Raw genomic sequence first — 21,755 nt, 5'->3', positions numbered from 1 at the left:
CCGGCGTCGAAGGCCGCGGCCGCCTCGACGACGCGGCGCGCCCAGCCCGCCACGAGCGTCCCGGTCGGCGTGAGCCGCGAGCCGCGCGGGGAGCGCGTGACGAGCCCGACGCCGAGCTGCCGCTCCAGGCTCCGTACCCGGCCGGAGGCGGCCGGCTGGGTGATGCCGAGCTCCTTCGCGGCCCGGCCGAGGCTCCCGAGGCGGTCCACGGCCAGGAGCACTTCGAGCAGCCCGAGGTCCGGGACCCGGCGGGCCAGCGAGCCCTCACCGGGACGCGCGGGCGTCGGCGCTCCCTCACCGGAGCGCGCGGGCGTCGGCGCTCCCTCACCGGAGCGCGCGGGCGACGGCGCACCCTCGCCGGGGCCCGCCGGAGTGGGCGGGGTCCCCGTGATTCCGCTCACGCTCCGCGCGGGCTCCTCGCTCGCCGCCCCGTCCGAACCGCCGTCCCGCACCCGCTCGTTCCTCCCGCTCATAAACCCAGCTTATGCCCTCATAGCCGCATCGTCCCTGGTGAGGGCGCTGAGCCCCCGGACAAGATGGATGCATGAGCTCCCCATCCGTCGCCGTGGCCCCCTCCCCCGCAGCCCAGACCTCCGCGCCCGCTCCCGTCTCGCGCCTGCGTGGGTTCGGGCCGAACCACTACGCGGCGGTGATGGGCACGGCGATGCTCGCGACGGCGGGCAGCGGCCTGCCGCAGCACGTCGCGGGGCTGCGCGCGCTGTGCGCGGCCCTGTGGGGCGTGGCGGCGCTCGCGCTGCTCGCGGTGCTCGCCGCGCGCGGCGCCCACTGGGCGCGCCACCGGGACCAGGCGCGGGCGCACCTGCGCTCCCCCGCCGAGGCCCCGTTCTACGGCTGTCTCGCGATGGCGTTCCTCGCGCTCTCGGCGGCGACGCAGCGGGTCGGCGCCGACGTCCTCGGGCACGGCGCTGCGACCGGGCTCGCCGAGGTGCTGCTCGCGGTCGGGGCGGTGCTCGCCGTGGCCGTGGCGGCCGGGATTCCGGTGCTGATGATCGTGCACGCGCGGGCGCGCTTCGCGGACGTCTCGCCGGTGTGGCTGCTGCCGCTCGTCGCGCCGATGGTGGCGGCCTCCGTGGGTCCCGGGCTGGCCGGGGAGCTGCCCGCCGGGCAGGCGCGCGAGACCTTCGTCTACGGGTGCCTGGCGCTCTTCGGCACCTCGCTGCTCGCGGTCCTCGTCGTCCTGCCGCTCGTCGGGGCGCGACTGCTCACGGGCGGGGGCTGGCCCACGCGCCTCGCGCCCTCGCTCTTCCTCGTCCTCGGGCCGCTGGGCCAGTCCACGACGGCCACCGGCGCGATCGCGGATGCGGCGCGCGGGGTGCTTCCCGACGGGACGGCGCGGGGTCTGCGGGTCTTCTCGGTCGTGTACGGGGTGCCCGTGATGGGCTTCGCGCTGCTGTGGCTGCTCATCGCCGCCGCGCTCGTGGCCCGCGCGCTCGCGCGGGGCCTGCGGCCCTCGTCCACGTGGTGGGCGTTCACCTTCCCCGTCGGCACGTGCGTCACGGGCCCGACCCAGCTCGCCGCCCACACCGGCCTCGCCGCGTACCGCTGGCTCGCCGCCGGGATCTACGTGCTGCTGCTGCTCGCGTGGTGCGCGGCGGCCTTCGGCGCGGTACGGGAACTGGGCGCCCGCCCCGCACCGGCGGTCTGATCCCGCGCCCGCGGTCCGGGCCCGCGCCCGCCCCCGCGGTCCAACCCGGCTGGGTGAGCCCCGCCCCGTCAGCGGGGCGGGGCCTCGCCCGCCGCGATGTGGTCGCCGACCGCGACGACGAGGAGCCGCGTGTCGGGCTCGGTGGCCCGCCAGCGGTGCCGCACCCCGGCGCTGAGGTAGAGCGTGTCCCCGGCGCAGAGCTGGTGGACGCGGCCCTCGGCCTCGGCGGTGACCGCGCCGTCGGCGACGTAGAGCAGCGAGTCGTTGCGGTACTGGAACTCGCGTCCCGAGTCGTGGTCGCCGCAGTACTCCATGGCCTGGAGCTGGTGCTGGCCCCGCACGAGGGAGCGCACGCCCGGTGCCGGGGCCATCAGCGCGGTGTCCTCGTCGTCGCTGCGGACCACGTCCACGGTGTGCGCGGGGTCGGCGGCGGCGAACAGCTCGTCGACCGTGGTCTCCAGAGCGTGCGCGACGGCGCACAGGGAGCGGGTGGAGGGGCGGGCGCGTTCGTTCTCGATCTGGCTGAGGAAGGGCACCGAGAGGCCCGAGCGGCGGGCCACGGTGGCGAGCGTGAGTTCGAGGGCGCGGCGGCGGCGGCGTACGGCGTTGCCGACCCTCGGGGCTTCCTTCTCGTCCATCGCTGCCGCTCCCTCCCGCGGGGCCCCGTCCACTGGGGCATGTGAGCAGCCTACGCAGTCGGGGCGCGCGAGGGGAGCGGAGTGGAGGAGACGGCCCGGGGAACCGCGCACGTGGGACGGCCCGTGCCCGGACGCCCGTGAGGGCGGGACCCCAGGGTGGGTACCGCCCTCACGGTGTGGAGCGCCGGCCGTGGGCGCCTGAGCGGCGGCCGGTTGGCGGAGCGGTGGCGGCGGACCCCGTACGCCGGGTGTCCGTGCGCGCACACGGCGGAGATCCGCCGTACCGCTCCACTCCTGCGGCGTCGGCCCCGCCTCCGGGAGCGCCGGCGCCGGATCGTCCGGCGCGCTCCCTTCGGCTGGGCCGGCGCAATTACATGGGAGCCATCTTGTCGACGATGTCCGGGTTCTTCTTGACCCAGTTGTCGACGGCCTCGTCCTCGTGGCCGGTCCCCTGCTTGTGCAGCTCGTTCTCCAGCTCGGAGAGCTGGCTGTCGCTCAGCTTGAAGTCCTTGAGCCACTTCGTGAGCTGCGGGTACTGCTTCGGGAACTCCTTGGAGGCCACGGTGGTGATGCGGTCGCCCTTGCCGAAGGAGCCCTTGGGGTCCTTGAGCTTGGTCAGGTCGTACTGGTTGTACGCCCAGTGCGGCGACCACAGCATGACCGCGATCGGTTCCTTCTTGGCGTAGGCCCGCTTGAGCTCGGAGAGCATCCCGGGCGTCGAGCCGTCGACGACCTTGTACTCCTTGTCGAGGCCGTACGAGGGCAGCACCTTGTTCTTGAGGATGTCCATCGTCGCGGTGCCCGGCTCGATGCCGATGACGCGACCGCCGAACTCGTCGCCCTTGCCCTTGAGGTCGGCGAGGGACTTGACGTCCTTCACGTAGCTCGGCACGGCGATCTCCAGCGAGGTCGGCGAGTACCACTCGCCGACCTTCGTCAGCTTGCTCCCGTACTTGTCCCAGTAGTTCTTCTGGGTGTACGGCAGCCAGCCGTCGAACTGGACGTCGAGCTGGTTGCGGGCCATGGCGGCGTACATCGGGCCGACCTCGAACTGCTTGAGGTTCATCTTGTAGCCGCGCTCGTCGAGGACGTGCTTCCACAGGTACGTGGCGGCGATGTCCTCCTCCCACGGGAACCACGCGACGTTGATCGCGCGCGAGCGCTCGTCCTTGCCGTCGCCGTTCTTGAAGTCGACGGCGGAGGCGGAGGAGCCGCCCTTGACCGGGGCGAGCTTGTCCACGATGCCGGGGTTGTCCTTGATCCAGCCCTGGACGGCCTGCTGCTGCTTGCCCTTGCCGGCGTCCTGGATGGCGCCTTCGAGGCTCGCGAGCTGCTTCTCGCTCAGCTTGAAGTCCTTGAGCCACTGCGCGGCCTCGGGGAAGTCGTCCGAGAAGCCCTTGCGGGCGAGGGTGTGGACCTCGTCGCCCTTGCCCCAGCTCTCCTTCGGGTCACTGAGCTTGGTCAGGTCGTACTTGTCGTACGCCCAGTGCGGCGACCACAGCGTGACCGCGATCGGCTCCTTCTTCTTGTACGCCCGGTCCAGCTCCGCGAGCATCCCCGGCGTCGAACCGTCGATCACCTTGTACTTGGACAAGCCGTAGTCCTTCACGACCTTGTCCTTGAGCAGACCCATCTCACCGGCACTCGGCTCGATACCGACGATCCGGTTCTTGAACTCCGACTCCTTGCCCTTCAAGTCCGCCGTGGACTTCACGCCCTTGACGTACGAGGGCACGGCGACCTCCAGCGAGGTCGGGCCGTACCAGGCGCCCATGTCCTCCAGCTTGTCGCCGTACTTCTTCCAGTACTGCGCGTGGGTCGTGGGCAGCCAGGAGTCGGTCTGGAAGTCGACCTGGCCGTTGGCCATACCGGTGTAGAGCGCTCCGGCCTCGTACTGCTTGGCCGAGACCTTGAAGCCGCGGCGCTCCAGGATCTCCTTCCAGAGGTACGAGGAGGCGATGCCCTCGTCCCAGGGGATGAAGCCCATCTGGACGGTCTTGCCCTTGCCGACGTTGACGTCGGTCTTCTGCACGGGGGCGAGCTTGTCCACGATGCCCGGGTTCTTCTTGATCCAGGACTTGACGGCTTCCTGCTGCTTGCCCTTGCCGGCGTCCTGGATCTCGGCCTCCAGGCTGCCGAGCTGCTTCTCGTCCAGCTTGAAGTCCTTGAGCCACTGCGCGGCCTCGGGGAAGTCCTTCGAGAAGCCCTTGCGGGCGAGGGTGTGGACCTCGTCGCCCTTGCCCCAGCTGCCCTTCGGGTCACTGAGCTTGGTCAGGTCGTACTTGTCGTACGCCCAGTGCGGCGACCACAGCGTGACCGCGATCGGCTCCTTCTTCTTGTACGCCCGGTCCAGCTCCGCGAGCATCCCCGGCGTCGAACCGTCGATCACCTTGTACTTGGACAAGCCGTAGTCCTTCACGACCTTGTCCTTGAGCAGACCCATCTCACCGGCACTCGGCTCGATACCGACGATCCGGTTCTTGAACTCCGACTCCTTGCCCTTCAAGTCCGCCGTGGACTTCACGCCCTTGACGTACGAGGGCACGGCGACCTCCAGCGAGGTCGGGCCGTACCAGGCGCCCATGTCCTCCAGCTTGTCGCCGTACTTCTTCCAGTACTGCGCGTGGGTCGTGGGCAGCCAGGAGTCGGTCTGGAAGTCGACCTGGCCGTTGGCCATACCGGTGTAGAGCGAGCCCGCCTCGTACTGCTTGGCCGAGACCTTGAAGCCGCGCTGTTCGAGGATGTCCTTCCACAGGAAGGTGGAGGCGACGCCCTCGTCCCACGGGATGTAGCCGACGCTGACGGTCTCGCCCTTGCCGACGTCGGTGGCGTCGACGGTCTTCGCCTCGTCCGAGCCGCCGAAGACGCCCATGCCGCCGGCGACGAGACCGAGGATCACGACACCGACGACCGCGACGGTCGGCCGGGGACGGTACGACCAGATCTTGAGGCCCTGCGTGGCCCGGACGCGCGCGACGGCGCGGCGGCCGAGCGGGGAGATCTGCTGGCCGAGGACCGCGACCACGCGGTCGAGGTAGATCGCGAGGATGACGATGGAGATACCGGCCTCGGAGCCGAGCCCGATGTCGACGTTGCCGATGGCCTGGTAGACGGAGCCACCGAGGCCGCCCCCGCCGATCATGCCCGCGATGACGACCATCGACAGGTTGAGCATGATGACCTGGTTGATCCCGGCCATGATCGTCGGCAGGGCCAGCGGAAGCTGCACACCGAAGAGCGTCTTGCGCGGCGTGGTGCCGAAGGCGTCGGCGGCCTCGACGAGTTCCTCGTCGACCTGCCGGATGCCGAGTTCGGTCATGCGCACGGCGGGCGCGAAGCCGAAGATGATCGTGGCGACGATCCCGGCCGGGACGCCGACCCCGAAGAAGAAGATCGCCGGGATCAAGTAGACCATGGCGGGCATCGTCTGCGTGAAGTCGAGCACCGGTCGTACGATCGCGCTCGCCCGTTGCGATCTGGCCGCCCAGATGCCGAGCGGCACCCCGACGATCAGCGCGATCACGGTGGCGACGACGACCAGCGAGAAGCTGTTCATCGCCGGTTCCCACAGTTCGAGCGAGTCGATCAGCGCGAAACCGGCGAAGGAGAGCACTCCCGCGGTGAGCCCGAGCAGCCAGAAGGCGAGGACCGCGAGTATCCCGGCGAGCAGCAGCGGCTCGGGACCGTTGAGCACGGCGTTGATGCCGTCGTACATGCCCTTCGCGCACGTGGCGATGAAGTCGAAGAGCCAGGAGAGATTGTTCTGGAGCCAGTCGACGATCGAGTCGACCCAGTCCCCGAGATGAAGCCTAGGCACGTGCACTCACCTTTCCGGTGGCGCCCTCGTGGCGCTGTTCCGGAGTCTTGGCGAGCGTGGCGCCCTGCTCCTCGGGTTTCATGGGCTCCCCGAGGACGGCGAGCAGGCGCGCGCGGGGGACGACGCCGATGAGCGCGCCCTTCGCGTCGGTCACCGCGACGGGCGCGGTGCTCCTGGCGCTGGGGCCGAAGAGCTGGAAGATCGGGGTGTCCTCGGTGACGGTGGCCGGGGCGGCGGCGAGCACGTCCGCGTGGTCGCGCAGCTCCTTGCCGTCGGCGACGGTCCCGTGGACGCTCTCCGGCTCGGCCATGATGGCGCCGGCAGTGAGCACGCGGGAGCGGTCGACGTCCTGGGTGAAGGCGGCAACGTAGTCATTGGCCGGGGTGACGAGGATGTCCTCCGCCGTCCCGGTCTGCACGATGCGGCCGTCACGCATGACGGCGATGCTGTCGCCGAGGCGCATGGCCTCGTTGAGGTCGTGGGTGATGAAGACGATGGTCTTCTTCAGCCGCTTCTGGAGCTCGACCAGCTGGTCCTGCATGTCACGGCGGATCAGCGGGTCCAGCGCGCTGAAGGACTCGTCCATGAGGAGCAGGTCGGCGTCGGTCGCGAGCGCGCGGGCGAGGCCCACGCGCTGCTGCATCCCGCCGGACAGCTCGTCGGGCCAGGACTTCTCCCAGCCCTTGAGCCCGGCGAGTTCCAGGGCCTCGGTGGCGCGGCGCTCGCGCTCCTCGCGCGGCACGCCCTGCACCTGGAGGCCGTAGGCGGCGTTCTCCAGGACGCTGCGGTGCGGGAAGAGGGCGAAGTGCTGGAAGACCATGCTGATCTTCTTGGCGCGCACCTCGCGCAGCCCGGCGGCGCTGAGCCCGGTGAGGTCCTGCCCGTCGAAACGGACGTGACCGGCGGTGGGTTCGAGGAGGCCGTTGAGCATCCGGAGCAGCGTGGACTTGCCGGAGCCGGAGAGGCCCATGACCACGAAGATCTGGCCTTCCTCCACGGAGAAGGAGGCGTCGATCACGGCGGCCGTGATGCCCTCGGCACGCAGGTCCTCGCGCGTGACGCCGTCCTGGAGGCGGCTGACGGCGGACTCGGCTTGTCTGCCGAAGACCTTGAACAAATTCTCGGCTTGTAGCTTTGCCACAAACACCTCTCGGATCGCACGGAAAGCGGCTCGCCACCCCTGTCGCGGCGAGCCGTGAAGCTTGCGGAATCCGTCCGCTGACCCGGTCGTTCCGTTCGGTACGTCGGGTCCGCTCCGGGGGCGCTGCTTCCCGGGCTTATACCCATCAAACGATTATGTGATTCAGATCACTTCCGGATCGCCCCAAAGTGCTTGCGTTACCTCGCCGTTATGGTGTGAGGTGTGCCCCCACACCCGGGCGGGCGCACAGGGCGAAAAGGTTCGGCCACGGCGTGCCGGGCCGGGCCCCGCGCAAGGCGGTGAGTGCGGCAGGATGCCTGGCGTGACGCAGACTCCCCGGCTCATGCTCCTCGACACCGCCTCCCTCTACTTCCGCGCCTACTTCGGCGTCCCCGACTCGGTGCGCGCCCCGGACGGGACCCCGGTCAACGCGGTGCGCGGACTGCTCGACTTCATCGCGCACCTCGTCCAGGACCACCGGCCCGACTCCCTCGTGGCCTGCATGGACGCCGACTGGCGGCCGGAGTGGCGGGTCGCCCTCATCCCGGGCTACAAGGCGCACAGGGTCGCCGGGGAGACGGAGGCGGGCCCCGACGAGGAGGAGGTGCCCGACACCCTCTCGCCCCAGGTCCCGGTCATCGAGGCCGTCCTCGACGCGCTCGGCATCGCGCGGCTCGGCGTCCCCGGCTACGAGGCGGACGACGTGATCGGCACCCTCACCACCCGCGCGCGCGGCCCGGTCGACATCGTCACGGGGGACCGCGACCTCTTCCAGCTCGTGGACGACGCGCGCGGCGTCCGCGTGCTCTACCCGCTCAAGGGCGTCGGCAGCCTCCAGGCCACCGACGAGGCCGTGCTGCGCGAGAAGTACGGGGTGGACGGACCCGGATACGCGGACCTCGCGACCCTGCGCGGCGACCCCAGCGACGGCCTGCCCGGCGTGCCGGGGATCGGCGAGAAGACCGCCGCGAAGCTCCTCGCGGCGTACGGCGACCTCGACGGCATCCGCGCCGCCGCCGCCGACCCCGCCTCGAAGATCACCCCCGCCCAGCGCCGCCGCCTGACCGAATCGGGCCCGTACCTGGACGTGGCCCCCACCGTGGTCCGCGTCGCGCGCGACCTCGCCGTCCCGGCGGACCTCGACGACCGGCTGCCGGACGAGCCCCGCGACGGGGAGGCGCTGGCGGCCCTCGGGGAGCGCTGGGGGCTCGGCGGCTCGCTCGACCGCGTGCTGCGCACACTCACCCGGTGAAGTGCTAACTTAGGCTTACCTAAGCAGATCGATCGGGGGGACTCCCATGGCTGACGCCGAACGGCCCGCGCGCAAGGGCGGGCGCACCCACTCCGGGCGGGTGCTGCGTACCGAACAGCTCACCCCGCACATGGTCAGGGTGGTCTTCGGCGGCGACGGGCTCGCCGAGTTCGCCGCCGACGAGTACACGGACCACTACATCAAGCTGATCTTCCCGCGCGAGGGCGTCACGTACCCCGAGCCCTTCGACATGGGGCAGGTGCGGGCGGACCTCCCGCGCGAGCAGTGGCCCGTGACCCGCACGTACACCGTGCGGCGCTGGGACGGGGCGGCCCGCGAGCTGACCGTCGACTTCGTCGTGCACGGCGACGAGGGCCTGGCCGGCCCCTGGGCCGCGGCGGCGAAGCCGGGCGACGTGCTGCGCTTCGCCGGTCCCGGCGGCGCCTACCGCCCGGAGCCGGCCGCGAGCAGCCACCTGCTCGCGGGGGACGAGAGCGCGCTGCCCGCGATCGCGGCGGCCGTCGAGAACATGCCCGCCGACGCGAAGGGCGACGTCTTCATCGAGGTCGCGGACGCGAGCGAGGAGCAGAAGCTCGACATCCCCGCCGGGGTGCGCCTGACGTGGCTGCACCGGGGCGAACGCCCGGCGGGCGAGGCGCTCGTCGCCGCCGTGCGCACGGTGGAGTGCGACCCGGCGACGGTCCAGGTCTTCGTCCACGGCGAGGCCGGCTTCGTCAAGGACCTCCGCCGCCACCTCCGCCTCGACCGCGGCATCACCCGCGACCGCCTCTCCATCTCCGGCTACTGGCGCCTCGGCCACAACGAGGACGGCTGGCAGGCGAGCAAGAGGGACTGGAACGCCCGCGTGGAGGCCGAACAAGAGGGCGCCGAAGCCGCCTGAAAGGCGCGGGCCCACCCGCCGAGGCCCGCAGGGCCGAGCAGCGCCGACGGAGCCGAAGGGAGCGCGACGGTGCCGAGACGCCCGTCGCGCGCAGGTCGTGAGGAACGAGCGACCGAGCACGTCGGGCGTCTCGGCACCGGCTCGGGCGCTCCCGGAGGCGAAGCCGACGCCATAGGAGAAGCCGGCTGGCAGGCGAGCAAGAGGGACTGGAACGCCCGCGTGGAGGCCGAACAAGAGGGCGCCGAAGCCGCCTGAAAAGCGCGGGGTTACGGGGCGGGCGGGCCGCCGCCTTCCCGCCGGAAGTACGGGAGAGCAAGCCGCCGCCTTTGCTCCGGAGGTACGGGGCGGCCCCCGCCCTCCCCGTACCCTGTGTCTCGTGCCGCGCCGTTCCCGTTCTTTCTCGCCGCTCCCCCAGCGGGACGGCATCGACGCCGTCCGGCTCCGTGTCCCCGACAGCCACGAGGGCACCCTGCGTGCCCACCTGCGCGCGCGGCTGCCCGTGCCGTCCGGCGTCCTCGACGCGATGCTCGCCGCCGGCGAGTTCGTGGACGCGGGCGGGCGCCCCGCGCACGGCGGGGAGCGCCTCCCCGGTGCCACGTACTGGTTCCACCGCACCCGCGCCCCCGAGCCGGAAGTCCCCTTCGCGCTGCGCGTCGTGCACCGCGACGAGCGCCTCCTCGTCTGCGACAAGCCGCACTTCCTCGCCACCACCCCGCGCGGCAGCCACATCACCGAGACCGCCCTCGCCCGGCTGCGCCGCGACCTCGGCATCCCGGCGCTGAGCCCCGCGCACCGCCTGGACCGGCTCACCGCCGGTCTCGTCCTCTTCGTCGTACGGCCCGAGGACCGGGGGGCCTACCAGTCGCTCTTCGCGCGCAAGGAGGTGCGCAAGGAGTACGAGGCGGTCGCCGCCTACGCGCCCTCGCTGCCGCTACCCCGTACGGTCCGCAGCCATCTCGTCAAGGAGCGCGGCGACCTCGCGGCGCGCGAGGTCGCGGGCGCCGCGCCGAACAGCGAGACCCGCGTCGCCCTGCTCGGCGTGCGCACGGCCCCCGCCCACGCCGGGCTTCCTCCGCTCCTGGCCCGCTACCGGCTGCTCCCCCGCACCGGGCGCACGCATCAGCTGCGCGCCCACATGAACGGCCTCGGGCTGCCGCTCCTCGGCGACCCGCTCTATCCCCGGGTCACCGACCCGGACCCCACCGACTACCGCCGCCCGCTCCAGCTCCTGGCCCGCACGCTCGCGTTCACCGATCCGCTGAGCGGTGAGCCGCGCCGCTTCACGAGCGGGCGCGCGCTCACCGCCTGGCACGATCCCGCGCGCTGGGCCCGTACCGCCCGGGACTGAGCCGCCGTCAGCGCCGCGAGCGGCCCCACACGAGGCGGCGCGGGCGCGGGAGCCCCGCCCCGGTGCCCTCGTCCGCCGGTGGCGCCTCGGCCCGCTCGGCGGCCTCGCGCCGCTCCTTCGCGGCCCGCCACTCACCGGCCTCCCGCTCCGCCTCCAGGAGCCCTCCCGGGACCTCGACGGGCGGGACGTCGTACTCCTCGTCGGGCGCCGGGAAGAGGTTCACGCCCGCCGGGAGCGGCAGCCCGAAGGTGCCGATGCTCTCCTCGTCGCGCTGGGAGCGCGGTTCGAAGCGGACGGGGAGTTCCACGAGGTGGCGGCTGAGCAGCGAGCCCGACCAGCGCAGCTGCGAGGAGGGCACCGCGAGGCGCATGTCGGGGAACCAGGCGAGCAGGTCGTCCAGCGCGAGCTGGCAGAGCTGACGGCCCAGGTACTGACCGGGGCAGGCGTGCGGGCCCCGGCCGAAGGCGAGGTGGGACCGGTTGTCCCTGACCGGCGCCCGGAGATCGGGACGTACGCGTGTGTCCACGTTCCCGGCGGCGTAGCCGAGCATGACGGCGTCGCCCTTCCTGATGAGCCGTCCGCCCACCTCCACGTCCTGGAGCGCGTAGCGGCCCATCATGGCGCTGAACGGGGGCTCGTCCCACAGCGCCTGCTCGATCGCCTCGTAGATGTTGAGCCGCCCGGCGCCGACCCGGCCGCGCACCTCCATCTGCGCGAGCAGGATGCGCATCGCGTTGGCCAGGAGGTTCGCCGTCGTCTCGTACGCGGCGATGAGGACGATCCGCAGGTGCTCGGCGACCTCGCGCGGGCTCATCCCGGCGCGGTGGGCGAGGAGTTGCGAGGCGAAGTCGCGGCCCGGCTCGGCGCGCGCCCGCTCGACCTCGGCGCGGAAGAGCCGCATCAGGTGCTCGTTGCTCGCGTTGGCGGTCTCGGTGCCCTTGATGAGGTCGCGGGCCGCTTCGAGGAAGCGGTCGTCGTACAGGTGCGACATGCCGAAGAGGCCGAGGAGCACGAGCATCGGGAGGCGCTCGCAGTAGTCCTCGGTGAGGTCGCAGAAGCCTTCCTCGCACAGGTCGTTGAGGAGGGTGTAGGTGCCGGTCTGCACCAGTCGGCGCAGTTCGCGCAGGTCGGTGACGCGGAGGTTCTCCTCCAGCGGCTCGCGCAGCCGCTCGTGCTCCTCGCCCTCGACGAAGGCGCAGACGGGCTGCCACATGAAGATGGGCGCCATGGGGTGGTCGGGGCCGACCGTGCCGTCCTGGAGCAGGCGCCACTCGCGGCCGTCCGTGGTGAACAGCTCGGGGTGCGCGCACACGAAGCGGTTCTCCTCGTGGCCGAGCACGAGCCAGGCGGGTACGTCCCGGGGCAGCAGCACGGGGGCGACCTCGCCGTACTCCAGGCGCAGCGTGTCGTAGAGCCCCTGCTGGTCGCGCTCGGCGTCCGGTCCGTGGAGCCTGCGGGCCCGGCCGGGGCCGATGTTGGGGTTGTCCGCCTCGCCCGCCGGGTCGCGGCCCTCGGGGGCGGGCAGCCCGGAGTAGTCGGGGCGCGGACGGGACGGGGCGGCGGAGGTGTGGGCGGGGCAGCCGGGCGGCGGGACGGCGCCCTCGGGCGGAACGGATGCGGTCACGGGAACTCCGGGGGAAGAGGGAGGGGCGCGGGGACGCGGGGCCCGCGGACACGGGGGTCCGCCGGGCCTCAGGCGCGGGCACGGTCAGGCCCGCGGGCTCCGGCGCTCCGCGATCACGCCGAGGTAGTGGACGAGGGCGAGGAGGACGTCCCGGCTGGAGGCGCGCTCGCGGGCGTCGCACTCGACGATGGGCACCTCGGCGGGCAGGTCGAGCGCGGCCCGCAGCGTCTCCGCCGGGTAACGGGGCGACTTCGGGAAGCGGTTGACGGCGACGACGTAGGGCACGCCCTGTTCCTCCAGCCGCCCCATCACCTCGAAACTCGTCTCCAGGCGGCGGGTGTCCACGAGCACCACTCCGCCGAGCGCCCCTTCGAAGAGCCCGTTCCACAGGAACCAGAAGCGTTCCTGGCCCGGGGTGCCGAAGAGGTAGAGGACGAGTTCGTCGTTGACGCGGATGCGGCCGAAGTCCATCGCGACCGTCGTCGCGGTCTTCGCGCGGGTGCGGAAGAGGCTGTCGACGCCGATGCTCGCCTTGGACATCGTCTCCTCGGTGGTGAGCGGCCTGATCTCGCTCACCGAGCCGACCATCGTCGTCTTGCCGACGCCGAAGCCGCCGACGACGACGAGCTTCACCCCGGCCGTGACGGTGTCCGGCAGCAGGTCCTCGGTGCGCGGGCCGGGGAGGAGGTCAGAGTCGTTGAAGTCCATGCATCACCGCTTCGAGGAGGGAACGGTCGGCTGTGTCGTGCGACGGCCGCACCGGGCGCAGGATGCGGACGAGCCCTTCGGCGTGCAGCCCGGCCAGGAGCGCGGCCACGACGCTGAACGGCAGGCGCAGGTACGCCGAGAGCTCCGCGGCCGAGAGCGAGGTGCGGCACAGGCGCAGGACGGCGGCGGTCTCGGGCTGGAGCCCGGCCCCGGGGGCGACGACGGTCTGGACGAGCGAGACGAGGTCGATGGCCTCGCCGCTGCCCCGGCCGCCGGTGAGCGCGTAGAAGCGCTCCGGCCTGCCCGGGCCGCTCTCCTCCCCCGTCACCGCCTGCCCCGGTGCGCTCGCCCCCGCGCCGTCCCGCTCCCGCGCCGTGCCGTCCTGGTACGGGGCGCCCTGGTACCGGCCGTCCTGGTGCGGGCCGCCCCGCGTGGTCCCGTCCGGTGCCGGGCCGTCCTGCGTGCCGCGGCGCCTGCGGCGGGAGGGGATGGTCATCGGAGGACGGTGCCCGTCCGGCGCGGCGGGCTCGTCAGGTGCGGGCCGAGGCGCCGGGCCAGCTCCCGCATGTGGAGGCCGACCGTTCCGGCCTCGGTGCGGGCCTCGGCGAGCACCGCGAGGTAGGCCCCCGTCCCGGCCGCCATGAGATAGAAGTAGCCCTCGTCCACCTCGATGACCACCATCTGCATCCGGCCCTGGGAGCCGGGGAGTTCCTGGCCCACGGCGGCGGCGAGGCTCTGGAGCCCGGCGCAGGCGGCGGCCACGCGGTCGGCCGCGTCCTGCTCGCCGCCGTGGCGGGCGATCTGGAGCCCGTCGGCGGACAGGACCACGATCTGGTGGACGCCCTCGACGGTCTCGTCCAGTTCCTTGAGCAAGTGATCGATCTGCGGCATCAGTACTCGTCCCCCTCTTCGATGTCGTCGTACTCGCTGTCGGCGGGCTTCTTCCCGTGCTCGCCGTCCGCGTCGGGCAGGGTCCCGCCCTTGGCCGCCGCGAAGAAGGCACCCATCGCGACCCCCGGTTCGGGCTGCTGCCAGCCGTCCTCGCGTGCCTCGTCCCGTTCCCTCCCGTAGGACGCCTCTCCCCGCGGGTGGCCGGGGCCCACCGGGCCGTTGTGCGATTCGGCGGCGGCGGCGCGCAGGTTGATCTCCGTCTGCTCGGCGATGCTCGCCTGCTCCGCGAGGTACTCCTCCTCGGTGGCGTACTGGGCGAAGCCGACGCCCGGGTGGTAGGGCATCGTGCGGCGCCGCTGGGGCAGGCCCTCGGGGGTGCGCTCGGTGTAGGTCGGCGCGTCGGGCGGCGCGGTGGGCCGGATGGCCTCGCCGTCCTCGTTGCGCTCGGGCGGACCGGCGTACTTGCTGTACGGGATGTGCTCGCGGCGCGGCAGCGGGACGATCGGCTCGCCGTCCTCGTCGAAGCGGGGCACCGCCTCGGCGCCGATGCCGTGGGCGAGCAGGCGCTTGCGCTTGAGGGCGGGGTAGTCGATGTTGATGCCCTCGATGAGGTGCTCGGGCACGAAGAGGATGGCGCGCAGGCCGCCGTACGCCGAGGGCCGGACCTCCAGGTGCATCTCGTAGCTCAGGCACAGCCGCCCGAGCACGAAGTAGCCGATGCCCGTCTCGTACTTGTACTGGCCGATGTCCCGGTTGGTCTTGGCGAAGCGGTAGATGTTCTTGTAGCGGGACATGAGCTTGTCGATCATGTCGGTGCTGCCGCCCTGGTCCTCGACCGAGATCGAGATGCCCTTCTCCACGCGCATGGCGCTGACGAAGACCTTGGAGCTGGGCGCGGAGTACTTGCAGCCGTTGTCCATCAGCTCGGCGACGGCCTGGAGGACGCCCTCGCACTCGTTGCCCTTGAGGTCGATGTCCGGGATGTCCATGATGTGGATGCGCGGGAACTCCAGGATGCGACCCTGGGCGCCGCGCAGCGTGCTGAGCAGCGAGACGGGTCCGGGCCAGCGGCGGCTGGGGCGGCCGCCGCCGAGGGTGGCGAGGTCGTCGGCCCAGCGGATCATCATCGAGCAGGCGTGGTCGACGCGGAGCAGGTCGTCGAAGTACTCGGGGGCGCGCCCGTGGCGCTCCTCCATCTCGCGCAGTTCCTCGGACATGGAGTGTGCGACGGCCTGGAGCCTGCGGGTGATGTTGATGTAGTGCCACACGGTGGAGTGCCGGATGTTCTCCATCTCGTGCAGCGAGCCGATGATGCTGCTGACGAGGTGGAGTTCCGGGTCCGTGAAGTCGTCGCGCCAGCGCGGGTACTCGCGGATCAGCTCTTCCATGCGCATGTTCATGACGCCGCCGCAGGCCATCTCGTGGATGCGGGGCAGGACGACGTCGGTGAGGTGGTACAGGCGCTCGTCGTTGGTGTCCACGAGGTTCTGGACCTCGGCGAGCCGGCGGCGCGCGGCACGGTGCTCGGCGGCGCGGGCCTGCCGGCCGCGGATCACCTCGGCGGTGAGGGCGAGCCCGAGCGCGAGCGCGAGCACTCCCCCGACGAGCGCCGTGATCCGTGCGGCCCCGGTGAGCAGCGTGGCGGCCACCGCGGTGGCCGCCAGGACCGGGAGGCCGGTCAGCAGCATCCTCGGCCAGGGCGCCACCCGTGCGGCGGGAGGCGGAGCGGGGGGTGAAGCGACACTCACCATGTATGCCCTCAAGCGCGATCGACGGAAAGGACGGCGCGATCCGGTCCGGCGCGCGGACCTGCGCGAAGGACATGACCGGGGGACCGGGGCGCCGCGTCGGTGAGCCTAGTGCGCTTCGGCGCGCCGGGTGTCATATTCCGCGAGCAAGCCCACTGCGCACCGCGCGCGGCCTGGAATCGAGCCCCTTTATACGCCAACGGGGGCGCGCGAGGCGGCTCGTTCCACCGCAGCCGCGCGGCATCACCGCAGGTCAGGGACTACACATTCACCCTTTCGGCCCCCTCGACGCACATATGCGCTAATATTTTTTCGCACAAAGAAGGCGGACCCATTCCCTCCCAGGGAAAAAGGTCCGCCCTTTTGTTTTTGCTATTCCTTACGACCGTTCACGACCGAATATGATCGCGGCTTTTCCTCAGCTCACCGAGGTGTACGCGACCACGCCGCGCAGCAGTCCGTCCACCGCCCGCCGGGCGGCCTTCGGCACCGTGCTCCCCTGACCGGGGGCCGCCGCGGCGATCTGGCCGAGGACGTCGATGATCTGCTTCGTCCAGCGCACGAAGTCCCCGGCGGGCATCTCCGCCTCCCGCAGCACCTCGTCCAGCCCCTTGCCCGAGGCCCACTCGTACGCGGCCCAGGCGAAGCCGAGATCCGGCTCGCGCTGGCCGACGCCCTCGGTGCGGCTGATGCCGAAGTCCTCCTCGACCGCGTCGAGCCTGCCCCAGATCCGCACCATCTCGGTGAGCGCCGACGTGACCTTGCCCGAGGGCACCTTGGGCGCCCCCGCGTCGTCGCCCGAACGCGATTCGTAGACGAGGGCTGAGGCGCAGGCGGCCAGCTCGGCCGGGCCGAGCCCCTCCCAGACGCCCGCGCGCAGGCACTCCGAGGCGAGCAGGTCGAGTTCCCCGTAGAGCCGCGCGAGCCGCCTGCCGTGCTCGGTGACCTGTTCGCCGCGCAGGTAGTCGAGTTCGGTCAGGAGCGCCACGATCCGGTCGAAGGTGCGCGCGATGGTGTTGGTGCGGCCCTCGATCCGGCGTTCGAGCTGCTTCGTGTCCCGCAGCAGCCGGTGGTAGCGCTCGGCCCAGCGCGCGTGGTCCTCGCGCTCGGCGCAGCCATGGCAGGGATGCGCGCGCAACTCGGCGCGCAGCCGGGTGATCTCGCGGTCGTCCGCGGCCTCGGCGCGGCCCTTGCGGTGCCGCTCGGGGACGAGGTGCCCGGCCTTGGTGCGCAGCGCCGAGGCGAGGTCGCGGCGGGACTGGGGGCTGCGCGCGTTGAAGGACTTCGGCACGCGCATCCGGTCCAGCGCCTCGACGGGGACGGGGAAGTCCACGCCGTTGAGCCGCTTGACCTGCCGCTCGGCGGTGAGCACGAGCGGGCGCGGCCCGTCGAAGGCGTCGAAGTCGCGTCCGCGCCTGCCGCCGGCCGCCCGCCCCGCGGGGACGCCGGGGTCCAGGACGAGGGCGAGCCCGGCGAACTTGCCGGTGGGCACGTGGATGATGTCGCCGGGGCGCAGCTTCTCCAGCGCGGCGGCCGCGGCGGCGCGCCGCTGGTGGACGCCCTCGCGGGCGAGCTCGTTCTCCCGGTCCTTGAGCTGCCTGCGCAGGCGCGAGTACTCCTCGAAGTCCCCGAGGTGGCAGGTCATCGACTCCTTGTAGCCCGCGAGCCCGGTCTCGTTGCGCTGCACGTCGCGGGAGATGCCGACGACGGAGCGGTCCGCCTGGAACTGCGCGAAGGAGGTCTCCAGGAGTTCCCGCGAGCGGTGCCGCCCGAACTGCTGGACGAGGTTGACGGCCATGTTGTACGAGGGCCGGAAGCTGGAGCGCAGCGGGTACGTACGGGTGCCCGCGAGGCCCGCGAGGTGCTCGGGGCTCATGGCGCGCTGCCACAGCACGACCGCGTGGCCCTCCACGTCGATGCCGCGCCGCCCGGCGCGCCCGGTGAGCTGGGTGTACTCGCCGGGCGTGATGTCGGCGTGCTGCTCGCCGTTCCACTTGACGAGTTTCTCCAGCACGACGGAACGGGCCGGCATGTTGATGCCGAGCGCGAGGGTCTCGGTCGCGAAGACGGCCTTGACCAGGCCCCGCACGAAGAGTTCCTCGACGACCTCCTTGAAGGTCGGCAGCATCCCGGCGTGGTGCGCGGCGATGCCTCGTTCCAGGCCCTCCAGGAACTCGAAGTAGCCGAGGACGTGCAGGTCCTCGGGCGGGATCGAGGCCGTCCGCTCCTCCACGAGCTCGCGCACGGCGAGGCGTTCGGACTCGTCGTTGAGGCGCAGCCCCGCGAAGAGGCACTGCTGCACGGCCGCCTCGCAGGCCGCGCGGCTGAAGATGAAGGTGATCGCGGGGAGCAGTCCCTCGGAGTCGAGCCGGTCGATCACCTCGGGGCGGCCCGGGGTCCACGCGCGGGCCCGCTGGCGGCGCTCGCGCTCCCTGTCGGCCTCGCGCCCGCGCCGCCTGCCGCCGTAGCCGGTGCGGCCGGCCTCCATGCGGGCCATGCGGAGCAGGTCCGGGTTGACGGCGCGCTTGCGGCCGCGGCCCTCCTCGAAGAGGTCGTACATCCGGCGCCCGGCCAGGACGTGCTGGAAGAGCGGCACCGGCCGGTGCTCGGAGACGACCACCTCGGTGTCGCCGCGCACGGTGTCGAGCCAGTCTCCGAACTCCTCGGCGTTGGAGACGGTCGCCGAGAGCGAGACGAGCGTGACCGACTCGGGCAGGTGGATGATCACCTCCTCCCAGACGGCGCCGCGGATGCGGTCGGAGAGGTAGTGCACCTCGTCCATGACGACGTAGCCGAGGCCGGTGAGCGCCGGGCTGCCCGCGTAGAGCATGTTCCGCAGCACCTCGGTCGTCATGACGACGACGGGGGCGTCCGCGTTGACGCTGTTGTCCCCGGTGAGCAGGCCGACCTTGTCCGCGCCGTAGCGCTTGCTGAGGTCGCCGAACTTCTGGTTGGAGAGCGCCTTGATGGGCGTGGTGTAGAAGCACTTCTTGCCCTCGCGCAGGGCGAGGTGCACGGCGAACTCGCCGACGATCGTCTTGCCGGAGCCGGTGGGCGCCGCGACGAGTACGCCCTTGCCGGCCTCCAGGGCCTGGCAGGACTCGATCTGGAAGGGGTCGAGCCCGAACTCGTACATCTCGCGGAAGGCACCGAGCGCGGTGGCGGCTTCGGCGGAGCGACGGCGGCTGGCCGCGTACCGCTCGGCCGGGGAGAGGTCCTCTGTCATCGTGCGATCGAGCCTACCGGCCCGTGCCGACAGAACACGATCATAAAAACCGACGTACTCCGTCGCCGCAGCTCGTGGGCGCGGCCGGGCGGTGCCCGGGCCCCGCCCGCGCTCAGTCCCGGCCCGGCCTGAGGGGTGGCGCGAGGAGGCGCAGGGCGGCGGGGTGGGCGGTCGCGGTGAGCGGGAGGGGGCCGAGCGGTTCGCCGTCGGCGTATCCGGTGATACCCGGCGCGTCGAGTTCCACGCGGCCCGCGCGGAAGCTCGTGACGACGGGGTGCGCGAGGTGGGTGCCCCGGTAGACGCGCGGGAAGACCTTGAGGAGCGTCGTGCGGCTGCACGGCCCGACGACGGTGACGTCGAGGAGCCCGTCGTCGAGCCGCGCGTCGGGGCAGATCCGCATCCCGCCGCCGTACGCACACTCGTTCCTCACGGCGACGAGCGTCGCCTCGATCTCGCGCACCGGCCCGTCGTCCAGGCGCACCCGGTAGGGCGTGGGCCGGAAGGCGGCGAGTTCGGCGAGGATCGCGAGGCCGTAGCGGAAGCGGCCGAGCGGGAGGCGCGTCCGGTTGCCGCGGTCGTTGACGCGCGAGTCGAAGCCGGTGGCGAGGACGGTGCCGTACCAGCGGCCGGCGACCCGCCCGAGGTCGACGGCGCGGTGGGTGTCCTCGCGCAGCGCCCGGGCGATCACGCGGGCGGCCTCGGCCGGGGCGCGGACCGGCAGGCCCAGCGCGCGGCCGAAGTCGTTGCCGCTGCCCGCCGCGATCACCCCGAGGGGCGTACGGGTCCCCGCGACGGCCCGCAGGGCGAGCGAGAAGCAGCCCGTCGCCGCCGACCGCGACGAGCGCGTCCGTCCCCGAGGCGACCGCCCGCTTCGCGCGCGCGGCGGCGTCCTCGGCGTCCGTGCCGAGGACAGTGCGCACGCGAAAGCCCGCCTCCCGCAGGACGCGGGCGGCGGGCCCGGCGGCGGCCGCACCCCGGCCGCGACCGGCCGCGGGGTTGACGAAGAGGGTGATCTCGCTGGTCACGGCGTGACCCTACCGGCCGGTGGGCGCCGCGGGACAGGGCCCGGCTCAGGTCACGTCGTCGTAGCCGTTGACGCGGTCGCGGTCGGTCTGCCCGGGGAGCGCGCGGGGGCTGCCGACCCGTTCGACGCCGCCGATGTCCTCGGGGGTGAGGTCGAGCGGGGAGGCTTCGTCGTCGTCCAGTTCCGCGCCGGGGTCGTTCCGGGCCCGGCGGCGGTCGTTGACGAGGGCGAAGCCGACCGCGATGAAGTAGAGGAGCACGATCGGCCCGGAGAGGGCGATCATGCCGACGGGGTCGGTGGTGGGCGTGGCCACGGCGCCGAAGACGAAGACGGCCATGACGACGATGCGCCACCAGCCGAGCATCCGCTTCCCGCTCACCATGCCCACGAGGTTGATCATGACCAGCAGGAGCGGCAGTTCGAAGGAGAGCCCGAAGACGAGGACCATCCGGACGGAGAAGTCCAGGATCTTGTCCATCGGGAGGATGTTCGCCGAGCCGTCGGGGGTGATGCCGAGCAGCACCTTCATGCTGACGGGCATGATCGTGTAGGCGAGCCAGGCGCCACCGAGGAAGAGCGGCACCGCGGCGGCCACGAAGCGGTAGGTGTACTTGCGCTCGTGCTTGTGCAGGCCGGGGGCGATGAAGGCCCACAGCTGGTAGAGCCAGATGGGGCTGGAGACGATCACGCCGGTCAGGAGGCTGACCTTCACCGTCGTGGTGAAGGGCGAGAGGAGGTCCGTGTAGGCGATGACCGCGCAGGCACCACCGGTCTTCTCCCCGAGCCCGCCCGTGCAGCGCGGCACCGGGTCCGAGAGGAACTTCATGATCTGTTCGCTGTAGAAGGCCGCCACGACCGCCACGACGACGATCGCGGCGATCGCCTTGGCGAGCCTGTTGCGCAGCTCACGAAGGTGGTCCATGAGGGGCATCCGGCCCTCAGGGTCCTTCTCTCTTTTCGTGCGGGCAGACTTCGGCAACCCACGTCCTCATCTCGTGCGTACGGTGGCGTCGGCCTGCTCCGGCGCCACGTGGGCGCTCAGCGCTTGGTGGTGTCCGAGGGCTCGGCGACCGGGCGGGAGCTGGTCACGTCGCCGGGGGCGGCCTGGATGGTGCGCGGCACCGCCTGGTCGGCGGGCGGGTCGGCCGGGGCGGCCTCCTCCTGCTTGCCCTCGGACTTCATCGCCTTGGCCTCGCTCTTGAGGATGCGCGCGGACTTGCCGAGCGAACGGGCCATGTCGGGAAGCTTCTTCGCGCCGAACAGGAGCACCACGACGACGAGGATGAGGATGATCTCGGGGGCGCCGATCTTTCCGAACATAGGCGTACTACCTTCTCACCGAGGCGGCGGGGATGGGGAGCTGCGAGCGGGAGCCGGGCACTCGTCCGGTTTCCGTACGCTCCGCGATCGTAGCGCTCACAGGTGAACGCGGAACGATCCGTGTGCGCATTCCCGGTCGCGGCCCGCGCCTCGCTCCGGGCCGCGCCAGCAGCGTACCTGCCGGGTCGCGGATTATGACAGGTCGCTGCACCGCCGGCTCACCGTCGCTGGGCGGGCAGACTTCCCGAGGTCCGGGCCAGTTCGGTCGCCGCGCGCTCCAGTTCGCCCGTCGCCTCGCCGATCCGCCGCGAGGTGCGGGCCACCTGGGCGCCCAGGCGGCGGACCTCGATCCAGACCCGTACCCCGAGAACCCCGAGGACAGCGAGCCCGGCGAAGCCGAGCGCGACGGCGAGCATGGACCAGGAGAGCACGGAGGGCGAGGGCATGGGGG

Annotated in this window: 17 protein-coding genes and 1 pseudogene; 4 read left to right on the top strand and 14 right to left on the bottom strand. The window is 72.2% G+C overall.

Features of this window, described 5'->3' with window-relative positions; genetic code table 11:
- Positions 1–473, bottom strand: a 473-nt coding sequence (locus tag SSBG_RS35100; RefSeq protein WP_008748853.1) for a helix-turn-helix domain-containing protein, incomplete at its 3' end; no start/stop codon positions are given.
- Positions 474–544: 71 nt separating this feature from the next.
- Between SSBG_RS35100 and SSBG_RS25015 the strand changes: the two genes are divergently transcribed.
- On the top strand, positions 545–1,666 hold the full coding sequence (locus SSBG_RS25015; protein WP_008748852.1) for a TDT family transporter: 1,122 nt from the start codon (positions 545–547) through the stop codon (positions 1,664–1,666).
- A gap of 68 nt (positions 1,667–1,734) precedes the next feature.
- On the opposite strand, the gene SSBG_RS25010 is transcribed toward SSBG_RS25015, so the two are convergent.
- From SSBG_RS25010 to SSBG_RS25000, 3 genes are all read right to left on the bottom strand, one after another.
- Entirely contained in the window at positions 1,735–2,304 is a 570-nt protein-coding gene (locus tag SSBG_RS25010) for a helix-turn-helix domain-containing protein (protein ID WP_008748851.1), read from the bottom strand.
- 370 nt (positions 2,305–2,674) lie between these two features.
- Entirely contained in the window at positions 2,675–6,121 is a 3,447-nt protein-coding gene (locus SSBG_RS25005; protein WP_008748850.1) for an ABC transporter permease/substrate binding protein, read from the bottom strand.
- Positions 6,114–7,262, bottom strand: coding sequence for a quaternary amine ABC transporter ATP-binding protein (locus SSBG_RS25000; RefSeq protein ID WP_008748849.1), 1,149 nt, complete (start codon positions 7,260–7,262; stop codon positions 6,114–6,116). The genes SSBG_RS25005 and SSBG_RS25000 overlap by 8 nt, the downstream gene beginning before the upstream one ends.
- Positions 7,263–7,605: 343 nt before the next feature.
- On the opposite strand from SSBG_RS25000, the gene SSBG_RS24995 reads away from it, so the two are divergent.
- The 3 genes from SSBG_RS24995 to SSBG_RS24985 all read left to right on the top strand — a co-directional run bounded on the left by SSBG_RS24995 (position 7,606) and on the right by SSBG_RS24985 (position 10,763).
- Positions 7,606–8,514 (top strand): 5'-3' exonuclease, encoded by a 909-nt coding sequence (locus SSBG_RS24995; protein ID WP_037871919.1) that lies wholly within the window; start codon positions 7,606–7,608, stop codon positions 8,512–8,514.
- Between the two features lie 46 nt (positions 8,515–8,560).
- Positions 8,561–9,415, top strand: a complete 855-nt coding sequence (locus tag SSBG_RS24990) for a siderophore-interacting protein (protein WP_008748847.1) — start codon at positions 8,561–8,563, stop codon at positions 9,413–9,415.
- 376 nt (positions 9,416–9,791) lie between these two features.
- A complete protein-coding gene (locus SSBG_RS24985) occupies positions 9,792–10,763 on the top strand; it encodes a pseudouridine synthase (protein WP_008748846.1) in 972 nt (323 codons plus the stop codon).
- Positions 10,764–10,770: 7 nt separating this feature from the next.
- Here SSBG_RS24985 and SSBG_RS24980 read toward each other — a convergent pair whose 3' ends face one another.
- From SSBG_RS24980 to SSBG_RS24935, 10 genes and pseudogenes are all read right to left on the bottom strand, one after another.
- Positions 10,771–12,387: a cytochrome P450 gene (locus SSBG_RS24980; RefSeq protein ID WP_234010641.1), complete on the bottom strand. Its 1,617-nt coding sequence runs from the start codon at positions 12,385–12,387 to the stop codon at positions 10,771–10,773.
- 84 nt (positions 12,388–12,471) lie between these two features.
- Entirely contained in the window at positions 12,472–13,095 is a 624-nt protein-coding gene (locus SSBG_RS24975) for a GTP-binding protein (RefSeq protein ID WP_008748844.1), read from the bottom strand.
- Positions 13,076–13,591 carry a DUF742 domain-containing protein gene (locus tag SSBG_RS24970; protein WP_008748843.1) on the bottom strand — a complete coding sequence of 172 codons (516 nt, stop codon included), beginning with the start codon at positions 13,589–13,591 and terminating at the stop codon, positions 13,076–13,078. The genes SSBG_RS24975 and SSBG_RS24970 overlap by 20 nt, the downstream gene beginning before the upstream one ends.
- Positions 13,588–13,986, bottom strand: a complete 399-nt coding sequence (locus tag SSBG_RS24965; protein WP_037870584.1) for a roadblock/LC7 domain-containing protein — start codon at positions 13,984–13,986, stop codon at positions 13,588–13,590. Before SSBG_RS24965 ends, SSBG_RS24970 begins: the two co-directional genes overlap by 4 nt.
- On the bottom strand, positions 13,986–15,674 hold the full coding sequence (locus tag SSBG_RS24960; protein WP_037870583.1) for an ATP-binding protein: 1,689 nt from the start codon (positions 15,672–15,674) through the stop codon (positions 13,986–13,988). Before SSBG_RS24960 ends, SSBG_RS24965 begins: the two co-directional genes overlap by 1 nt.
- Positions 15,675–16,152: 478 nt before the next feature.
- Positions 16,153–18,960: a DEAD/DEAH box helicase gene (locus SSBG_RS24955; RefSeq protein WP_050776824.1), complete on the bottom strand. Its 2,808-nt coding sequence runs from the start codon at positions 18,958–18,960 to the stop codon at positions 16,153–16,155.
- A 112-nt stretch (positions 18,961–19,072) separates the two neighbouring features.
- Positions 19,073–19,985 (bottom strand): annotated as a pseudogene (locus SSBG_RS24950) (diacylglycerol kinase).
- 45 nt (positions 19,986–20,030) lie between these two features.
- A complete protein-coding gene (gene tatC, locus SSBG_RS24945; RefSeq protein ID WP_050776823.1) occupies positions 20,031–20,915 on the bottom strand; it encodes a twin-arginine translocase subunit TatC in 885 nt (294 codons plus the stop codon).
- 107 nt (positions 20,916–21,022) lie between these two features.
- The gene (gene tatA / locus SSBG_RS24940; protein ID WP_008748838.1) at positions 21,023–21,304 is read right to left on the bottom strand and encodes a Sec-independent protein translocase subunit TatA; all 282 of its coding nucleotides are present in this window, start codon (positions 21,302–21,304) and stop codon (positions 21,023–21,025) included.
- A gap of 218 nt (positions 21,305–21,522) precedes the next feature.
- Positions 21,523–21,750: a hypothetical protein gene (locus SSBG_RS24935; protein ID WP_008748837.1), complete on the bottom strand. Its 228-nt coding sequence runs from the start codon at positions 21,748–21,750 to the stop codon at positions 21,523–21,525.
- Positions 21,751–21,755: the final 5 nt, after the last annotated feature.

This window comes from Streptomyces sp. SPB074, assembly GCF_000154905.1.
Taxonomy (GTDB): domain Bacteria; phylum Actinomycetota; class Actinomycetes; order Streptomycetales; family Streptomycetaceae; genus Streptomyces.
Note: the sequence above shows the minus strand (reverse complement) of the source record. Positions and strands in the feature narration are given on the sequence as shown.

Coding starts and splice junctions, on each gene's coding strand:
- SSBG_RS25015 (WP_008748852.1), top strand. CDS start 545: ATGAGCTCCCCATCCGTCGCCGTGGCCCCCTCCCCCGCAGCCCAGACC.
- SSBG_RS25010 (WP_008748851.1), bottom strand. CDS start 2,304: ATGGACGAGAAGGAAGCCCCGAGGGTCGGCAACGCCGTACGCCGCCGC.
- SSBG_RS24995 (WP_037871919.1), top strand. CDS start 7,606: ATGCTCCTCGACACCGCCTCCCTCTACTTCCGCGCCTACTTCGGCGTC.
- SSBG_RS24990 (WP_008748847.1), top strand. CDS start 8,561: ATGGCTGACGCCGAACGGCCCGCGCGCAAGGGCGGGCGCACCCACTCC.
- SSBG_RS24975 (WP_008748844.1), bottom strand. CDS start 13,095: ATGGACTTCAACGACTCTGACCTCCTCCCCGGCCCGCGCACCGAGGAC.
- SSBG_RS24970 (WP_008748843.1), bottom strand. CDS start 13,591: ATGACCATCCCCTCCCGCCGCAGGCGCCGCGGCACGCAGGACGGCCCG.
- SSBG_RS24965 (WP_037870584.1), bottom strand. CDS start 13,986: ATGCCGCAGATCGATCACTTGCTCAAGGAACTGGACGAGACCGTCGAG.
- SSBG_RS24960 (WP_037870583.1), bottom strand. CDS start 15,674: ATGCTGCTGACCGGCCTCCCGGTCCTGGCGGCCACCGCGGTGGCCGCC.
- SSBG_RS24955 (WP_050776824.1), bottom strand. CDS start 18,960: ATGACAGAGGACCTCTCCCCGGCCGAGCGGTACGCGGCCAGCCGCCGT.
- tatC (WP_050776823.1), bottom strand. CDS start 20,915: ATGCCCCTCATGGACCACCTTCGTGAGCTGCGCAACAGGCTCGCCAAG.
- tatA (WP_008748838.1), bottom strand. CDS start 21,304: ATGTTCGGAAAGATCGGCGCCCCCGAGATCATCCTCATCCTCGTCGTC.
- SSBG_RS24935 (WP_008748837.1), bottom strand. CDS start 21,750: ATGCCCTCGCCCTCCGTGCTCTCCTGGTCCATGCTCGCCGTCGCGCTC.